This window comes from uncultured Campylobacter sp. (assembly GCF_938031315.1).
Taxonomy (GTDB): domain Bacteria; phylum Campylobacterota; class Campylobacteria; order Campylobacterales; family Campylobacteraceae; genus Campylobacter_B.
In genome coordinates this window covers 1-7,589 of sequence record NZ_CALHHT010000471.1, presented here as the reverse complement: position 1 = coordinate 7,589, position 7,589 = coordinate 1, and the positions used below count along the sequence as shown (strand labels likewise).

Sequence of the window (7,589 nt, the reverse complement as noted above, 5' to 3'; positions counted from 1 at the left end):
AAGCCTGGTTATGCCTCGCGCCGAAGTCGCGAAGTAAAATTTTACCTCATCTATGACGGTGTGGGCGGCACGCTGAAATTTTACGCCTTAAATTTAGCGCAAAAACATGGGCCGCTTAAAATTTCGTCTTACCCGAACCCATCCTTAATGCGCGTGCCCCGAATGCATATCGTGCGCAGTGCCGTTGCCCTCGTGCATCTGCCCCATATCGTGCGGCGCGCCTTGAGAGTGCGCCGTGCTGCCCGCATCGCCGCTCATGCCATGATCTGAGCCGTGAGTATGCCCCATACCGCTCATATCGTGTTGCGGCTTGCTCATGCCGTGCTCTGCGGAGTGAGGGTCTTTCATGCCGCCCATATCGCCATGATCGTGCATACTTCCCATATTGCCGTGCGCATCGCGACCCATATCGCCCATTCCCATGCCGTGCGAGCCGCCGCCTGCTTTAAGCGCTGCGACTACTTGATCGAAGCTGAAGTCTTGCTTACCCTCTTGCTTGTTTTTAAACGCGCCCCAGCCGAACGACATAGGGGTTTTAAAGCCCTTGTAAAAATGCGCCGTGCGTGCGTCGATAAACTCGCCGTTGCCGCTAGCGTCATTGATGTAAATTTTGGCGTCCTTTAGCCAGTTTAGTTTGTCGTTGGTAACCATAAAATCCACCAAGCAGCCGATGTCGTCAAAGTAGTGGTTTTTGCCGTCCACGCGCACATCGACGCTGAAGCGGTTGTCGCTAATCGCCATCTGGCAGTGCTCGCATACGTCTCTGTCGTAATGGACGTTGCCGTAGTCTTTCTCGTCGCCGCAGCCTAAAAACGTAAGCGCAACAAGTGCGCAAAGTAAAGCTTTAAACATTTTTGTCATCTACGATCCTCCCTAGATCCATTGAAATCATTCTTTTTACCAGTCCTCCCACTTCCTCGAGCCTATGCGAGATAAAGATCAAGCTCTTATCTTTTGCGTGGTTGTGCAAAAGCGTCTTAAAACGCTCGCGCGCGCTCGGATCGAGATTAGCGGTCGGTTCGTCGAAAATCATCGCCTTGCTAGCTCTGCCGAATGCTAGCGCAATTAAAAATTTCTGCTTCATACCGCCGGATAGCTTATGAAAGGGTTTGTTTAAATTTGAACTCAGATCAAGCTCCATTTCACCGCAGAATTTTACTATATCCGCTCTGCTTGCGTCCGCCGTGCGCTCGGCGAAGTAGATGAGCTCATTTAGGCTCAGCTTAAGCGGCGGCGGGGTTTGCGGCACGAAGCTGATACCGCGTAGAGCGCGGCTGCGCTGTTTAAATGAATCAAATCCATCGATAGCGACGCTGCCGCTTGTGGGTATGTATTCGCCTAAAATCGTCCGCATCAGCGAGCTTTTGCCCGCGCCGTTTTGCCCGACGAAAAGCACCTGCTCGCCGTCCGCGATATTTAGATTGATATCTTTTAAAACGAATTGATCTGCGAATTTCTTGCTTACGTTTTTAATCTCTATCATAGACTTCCTTAGATCATATCTTTTAGCTTATTGCCGATACCGAGCGCGTCTTGGTGACACACGTCGATACAGCGTCCGCACAGCGTGCAGTCGATCCCTTTTAGCATAAATTTGCTCTTATCGCCTAGGTTTTCGGATGCCTTTTTTTTAGTGATATCCAGTACGTGCGAGACGAAGCAGACGTCTTGGCAAACGCCGCAGTGATCGCACCTACTCTTATCCCAAGTAATCTTGCTAAGGCTTGCTTTCGCCGCAAGCGAATAGGTGCTGCCTAGCGGGCATAGGTGCGTGCACCATACCCGTCTGCTAAAAAATACTTCGAGCAAAAACACAAAAACTATCCAAAGCCCTGCGAGCGAGAAGCCGTAGATGATGAAGCGCGATAAAATTCCAACTACGTTAAAAATTTCAAAAACAAGTAGATCAGTAATTGCGCTTAGCAGCAAAAATACCGCCCAGATCGCATATCGCATACCGCGAGGCAGGGTGCGCTCCTTGATGACGTGCTTGGCAATTAGCATATTATGCAGCTTCTCGCCGATCTCGCTAAGCGCTCCGTAAGGACAGATCCACGAGCAAAACGCCTTGCCGCCCGCGATGAAATAAAACAGCAAAATGGTGCCCGAGCCGATAAGCAGATTTATCGGCAGATCCTTGTGCGCGGCGATCACCTCAAGGGTGGCAAAGGGATCTGCTAGGTGAAAGCCAAGTATCCGCGAGCCGCTGATGTCGCCTTCTAAAATTTGAATATCGGCGCGAAAGGAAAGCACGAAAAGCAGATGCACCAAAAATACCGTGGCGTAGCGCAGCGCCCGAATACTGGGGCGCAGTTTGCCGCTTTTATTTCTAAGCGCGAAGGTCGAGAAAAAGCTCGTATTTTTGATCGTGCATCGCGAATTATATTTATCCAAGACTTACTCTTTAAATTTTGAAATTTCATCCGCGAGCTTATCTAGGCTCTCGTCGCTTACGTTGGTTAAAAGCCCGCTCATCAGGCTATTTTTGATCTTGCCCGCCTTATAATCTTTGAGGCTTGCTAAAATTTGATCCTTGCTCTTGCCGCCGATCGGAGGAGCGATCTTACCGCGTCCGTCGTCGCCGTGGCAAGGCGCACAGCTTACCAGATATGAGCTGCTTACCTCAAAGTCGCGCTCTTTGACGCTCTGCTGCAAAATTTTAATATTTTTTACGTCCTTATCGTCGATGAGATCGACGCTTTTGCTCTGCGGCGCTGGTTTTGTTTGTACCTGCGGCTTAACCTGCTCCTGTTTCGGCACGCCGGAGCTGCCCGAGCTTGCCATAAAGATCATCAGCGCGATCAGCGCTACACCCAGAATTAAAGCTAAAATTTTACCCGGTTTCATTTCTGCTCCTTAAATTGTTGATTAAACTCGTAAATTTCTTTCGCCATCGTCTCTATCTGCTGCTCGCTCATGCCGTTTACGAGCTGCACCATAAGAGGATTGGGTTTTTCTTTGAACTTGTATTTTTTTATCATATCCACGATCTGCGCGTCGGTTTTATCCAGAAGCGACGGACCTATGATGCCGTTGGCGTAGTCGTCGTGGCACGCTGAACAGCGCAGGATAAAATCATGCCCAAGGCGCTTTTTCATCAGATCGAAATTTAGCTTTTCGTATTGATTTTTAATGCTCGAATATGCCACGATATTTTTGGTCGTTTCATTCACGTCGCCGTTTAGATTAAAATTTACCATTCGCTCGCCGTAAAAATCGTAGCTTACGAACTTATCGTCCTTCTTGGGCGCTTCGCCGCTTTTGACGCTGATGCGAGGCTTGGCAGTGGAATTTTGATCCGCTTTCTGCGATGCGGAATTTGAACTCGCGGAATTTTGCGAGACAGAATTTTGCCCCGCGGAGCCTTGCGAAACGGAATTCTGCCCTGCGGAATTTGCAGCGGCGGAGCTTGAATCGCCGTCATCTCCGCAGCCGCACAGCAAAAGCGCCGCAGCTAGCGAGTAGAGGTAGAATTTAATAGAGTTTTTCATTGTTTTCCTTCATAGATTGATTTGTAATCCGCCCGCGGGATTATCTCGATGATACGCGCCGGGCAGAGCTCTGCGCACGCGCCGCAGCCGACGCAAGCGCTGCGGATCTGCGGAGCGAAATGCGCGCCTGCTTCTATCATCGCGATGGCATCAAGCGGCTGCGGGTAAGGGCACAGCGACGCGCACAGATCGCAGGGCTTGCCCTCTTTCGCAGCCAGCGCTGAGTTTAACTCGCGCTCCTGCTCGGTCTTGGCGGGCTTTAGGCGCAGATCGCTAGATTTTAAAGTCTGCCCGCGATACGCCAAACAGGCGTCTAAATTTTTAATCACGGCGATACCCATCGCAACCTTTTTAGGCTCGTTCGTCTCGTGGCTGAGCGCGCCGCTTGGACAGGCGAGCACGCAAGGAAGCGCGCCGCAAAGATAGCAGCCCCGCTCTTTGGCGTCGATGACCGGGGTGCCGATGTCAAAAAGATGGGTAATATCTAGCAGATAGATGCTGTGATAGGGGCAGACCTGCACGCATTGACCGCACTTGATACAGCTACTGCGGAAGCCGCGCTCCGCCAGCGCTCCCGGCGGACGCAGATATAAAGAGGCGGAATCCCCGCTAGAATTTTTTGCGGAATTTTGTTTTATGGAATTCGGTGCGGAATTTTGCCCCGCAGAATTTACGGAATTTGACGCGCCGGAATTCTGCGCTTCGCCGCCCGTAAAATTTACGGAATTTGTGGAATTCTCATCCGCAAATAAGCTCGCTGTCCCTAGCGTCCCAAGCGCTCCGCCAAGTAGTTTTATCGCTTCGCGTCTATTCTTTATCATTGCTTCATCCTAGGTTTTGGATCTTTTAGCAGTAGCTCAGGCTCTGAAAACGGAGCGAGCTTGGAAATGAAATTTAAAAGCGCGATCCCGCTGGAGCCGTAAAAAAACCGCACATTCGGTTTATACGCCCAAAGCCTATCCGCGTAGGCGTATGAGCTGTAGCTAACGTCGCCGTAACCGTCGCCGTCGCGGTCAAATCCGTCGTAATCGTCGAAGTAGTTGCCACTCCATTCGTTTTGCAAGAGCTTGGATTGGGGCGTATCGTTTAGCGCGATCTCCATATTGCCTTTAAATTTATTGTTTTTAAATACGCTTTTTAGCTGCGTGGCGTGGAATTGCACGCCGATGCTGTTGTATTCGATATCGTTGTTTTCAAAAACGTTAAGTGAGCCCGGCTGATAGGGGGATTGATCCAGATAAAATCCGCGGGCGTTGTAGATGACTTTATTGTCGGTGATCGTAAAATTTGAGCTATCCTTCATACCGATACCTACGCCGTAAGCGCCGTCTGCGTTGCGTACGACGTTGCGTCTGGCGATATTGTCGCTCGAATACATAAAAAATAATCCCACGGTGTTGCCGTCGTAGTAGTTATCCTCCACGATGTTGTGCCCGGAGTTCATAAAGTGCAATGAATAACGGCAGCTGTGGCCTTTATTGCCTGCGACGAGATTGCCGTTTGAGAAGTAAAAAACGGTGTCGCGGACGTTGTGAACGTCGTTATTTAAAATTTTATTGGCATTGGAATACCAAAGCTTGATGCCGTCGCCTTTGAAACTCGTGCGGTAGGTATTGCTTGAAATTTCGTTGCCCTCGATCGTTACGTCGTTTGCCTTGCTTAGTACGACGCCGTAGAGCACGTCTTTGATGAGATTATTTTTTATGATTACGCTGTTTACGTCGCTTACGTTGATCCCTGCATCCTCGCTAAGATGTTCGAAGCCTCCGTTTTGAATTGTTAAATTCTTGATTGTAACATGCGGAGAGCGGACGCGGATCACCGTTCCGTTTCGATCGCCTATGATCACGGCGGAGCGGTCTAGTCCGTCGATAGTAAGCGGCTTATCAATTAAAATATTGCCGTGGTACTCGCCCGCGGCTAGTTCGATAATATCGCCCGCTTTTGCGCTATCGATCGCGTCTTGAAGCTCGCCCGCGCCTAAGCTTAGCGCGAGCGAGAATGCTAGAAGCAAAGGCCTCATCTATGCTCTCGTAGAAATTTTTTCTTAGATAGTAGAGCTAGCGCCGATAGCAGCGATAAAGCCAGCATTAGCCAAAAGCCAAGAGCCGGATATGAATGGGTAGTAAAATGCGCCACGCTACCGTCGCCAAACGCCGTAGGCATAAAAGGCTTTATTTTAAACGCGCCCCAGTCTTGCAGGTTGTGCCCGAACCAATACAGCCAGCCTACATAGCAGCCGATGAAGATAAGCGGCGCAATGATCGGCAGGATCATAAGCAGAGTCTGCCCCTTGCCATCATAGTACAAAAACGCAAGCATACCGATCGTAGCGATTATGAGATAATACGGCGATAGCGAGTGCTCGAGCGTGCCGCCGCGCCAGACGGGATACATGCCGATATAGTGATTTAGGGTATTCATCTCGCCAACATCGCCGCTAAAGCCGTCAACGTGGACGTAAAGTGGAATTCCATCGGGGAAAGCCTCTTTTGGATAGTTCGGCGCTTCGAGTGAAATTTTCCACACTGGTATGCTAGGGACCCCCACTTCAAATTTATGCTCCAGCATCGCGCCTAGATCATTTTTAACATCACTAGGAATTAGGTGATTTTTATACGATGCTTTCGTATAAAAATTCCATATCGGTGCGGAGTATGCGGGCAGCTGCGAGACGCTGCTAACCTGCCCCGATACGATTTTGCCTTGGACTTTGAAAAATCCTAGCGTAGGGATGGTAAAAGCGACCGTCATAATAAGCAGCGCTAAAATCGCGTAAATTTTATATTTTGGCATTTCATCTCCTTTAAATTCTCCCCCTTGCGGGGGAGAGTAGGGCTAGTTAAGACCCGCGTTCTCATCGACCCATTTTAGGTATTCGATGATATCTTTGATCTCTTCGTCTTTCATATGCTGATTTGGCATGCGAAGGTTGAAGTAATTTATCATTGCCTTAACGTAGTCATCTTCGTAGAATTTAGCAGGGTCTTTGATGAAATCGGCTACCCATTTCTCGCCGTTTTCATGGCGAAGTAGGACGCCTGTTAGATCAGGACCGGAGCTTACTTGACCGATGACGTGGCAGCCGTTGCAGCCTCCGCGTAGGTAAGCCTTCTCGCCGTTAGACGCAGCCTCGCTCATAGGAGTGGAGAGCTCGCGGATCAGGTTATTTTTAGCGCGAAGTCCAACATCTGCGGTTTTTACTAGATACTGCCAAACTTGACCTTCCCAAAGTATTGCGCCATTCATATCGCCTGCTTTTACCGCGGCGTCTGCCTTGGCTTTGGTTTCAGGAATTTTGCCGTATTGATCCAGCGCGTCATCGACTAAAGCCTTGACCTTAGGATATTTCTCGTAGTTTTTCTCTTTTAAGAATTTAACGACTGATTGAATAACGTCGTCGGTGGCTTTATTCGTAGCTACTACCTTGTCGTATTCGGCTTTTAGAGCCTCAGGGCTAAGAGCTTTTAGCATAGACGCTTTAGCTGAAGTGTATTTTTTATTCGGATCTTTTACATATAGATATCCAAACATCTCAAGGTGCAACGCAGAGCAGAATTCTGTGCAGTAGAAAGGAAATACGCCCTCTTTATCTGCGATGAAATTTACGCTCGCAGTCTTGCCCGGCTCAAGTGACATATGCAAATCGTAATCATCAACCGTAAAGCCGTGAGTTTCATCCTCGGCACGCTCTAAATTTGTCATATAGATCGTTACGTTATCGTCCTTATTAACCTCGATGTGCTCAGGATTAATATGGCTGCGGATCGCTGTAGCATAGACTTTTACGTTTTTGCCGTCGCGCTCGATGCGCTCTTGACCCGCTAGCGTCATAGCAGGGTGCTGCTTGCCGGTACGAGAGTTTGTTCCCATAGTATAGGTAGGTTTCGTATGAAGCTTGCTAGCTGCGATAGAAACTACATCGTGTGGCTCGCCTAGACCGATAGGAAGATCGTAAAGCATCTCCATTTTAGGTCCTGTGATGTCGATTAACTGATGGTTTTGCGGATGAAGCGGCCCGATAGGATTAAATCTATCGATCGAAAGCTTATCCAGTGCGATTACGTATTTGCCGACCGGCTTAGAGGATTTACCCTC

The 7,589-nt window shown here is 49.2% G+C and carries 8 protein-coding genes and 1 pseudogene; all 9 read right to left on the bottom strand.

Annotated features, from left to right (window positions below; genetic code table 11):
* Positions 1–144: 144 nt before the first annotated feature.
* Entirely contained in the window at positions 145–861 is a 717-nt protein-coding gene (locus Q0236_RS11730; RefSeq protein WP_297918232.1) for a hypothetical protein, read from the bottom strand.
* A complete protein-coding gene (locus Q0236_RS11725; protein WP_297897292.1) occupies positions 845–1,483 on the bottom strand; it encodes an ABC transporter ATP-binding protein in 639 nt (212 codons plus the stop codon). The genes Q0236_RS11730 and Q0236_RS11725 overlap by 17 nt, the downstream gene beginning before the upstream one ends.
* Before the next feature lie 8 nt (positions 1,484–1,491).
* The gene (locus Q0236_RS11720; protein WP_297918229.1) at positions 1,492–2,394 is read right to left on the bottom strand and encodes a NapH/MauN family ferredoxin-type protein; all 903 of its coding nucleotides are present in this window, start codon (positions 2,392–2,394) and stop codon (positions 1,492–1,494) included.
* 3 nt (positions 2,395–2,397) lie between these two features.
* On the bottom strand, positions 2,398–2,847 hold the full coding sequence (locus tag Q0236_RS11715) for a cytochrome C (RefSeq protein ID WP_297918227.1): 450 nt from the start codon (positions 2,845–2,847) through the stop codon (positions 2,398–2,400).
* A 384-nt stretch (positions 2,848–3,231) separates the two neighbouring features.
* Positions 3,232–3,372 (bottom strand): annotated as a pseudogene (locus tag Q0236_RS13315) (hypothetical protein); the annotation flags it as partial.
* 115 nt (positions 3,373–3,487) lie between these two features.
* Positions 3,488–4,312, bottom strand: coding sequence for a 4Fe-4S dicluster domain-containing protein (locus Q0236_RS11705; protein WP_297918223.1), 825 nt, complete (start codon positions 4,310–4,312; stop codon positions 3,488–3,490).
* Positions 4,309–5,514 carry a nitrous oxide reductase family maturation protein NosD gene (locus Q0236_RS11700; protein ID WP_297918221.1) on the bottom strand — a complete coding sequence of 402 codons (1,206 nt, stop codon included), beginning with the start codon at positions 5,512–5,514 and terminating at the stop codon, positions 4,309–4,311. The genes Q0236_RS11705 and Q0236_RS11700 overlap by 4 nt, the downstream gene beginning before the upstream one ends.
* A complete protein-coding gene (locus tag Q0236_RS11695; RefSeq protein ID WP_005870834.1) occupies positions 5,511–6,287 on the bottom strand; it encodes a hypothetical protein in 777 nt (258 codons plus the stop codon). Before Q0236_RS11695 ends, Q0236_RS11700 begins: the two co-directional genes overlap by 4 nt.
* 42 nt (positions 6,288–6,329) lie before the next feature.
* The coding region (locus Q0236_RS11690) for a c-type cytochrome (protein ID WP_297918219.1) at positions 6,330–7,589 on the bottom strand (1,260 nt) is incomplete at its 5' end.

Coding starts and splice junctions, on each gene's coding strand:
- Q0236_RS11705 (WP_297918223.1), bottom strand. CDS start 4,312: ATGATAAAGAATAGACGCGAAGCGATAAAACTACTTGGCGGAGCGCTT.
- Q0236_RS11725 (WP_297897292.1), bottom strand. CDS start 1,483: ATGATAGAGATTAAAAACGTAAGCAAGAAATTCGCAGATCAATTCGTT.
- Q0236_RS11715 (WP_297918227.1), bottom strand. CDS start 2,847: ATGAAACCGGGTAAAATTTTAGCTTTAATTCTGGGTGTAGCGCTGATC.
- Q0236_RS11730 (WP_297918232.1), bottom strand. CDS start 861: ATGACAAAAATGTTTAAAGCTTTACTTTGCGCACTTGTTGCGCTTACG.
- Q0236_RS11695 (WP_005870834.1), bottom strand. CDS start 6,287: ATGCCAAAATATAAAATTTACGCGATTTTAGCGCTGCTTATTATGACG.
- Q0236_RS11700 (WP_297918221.1), bottom strand. CDS start 5,514: ATGAGGCCTTTGCTTCTAGCATTCTCGCTCGCGCTAAGCTTAGGCGCG.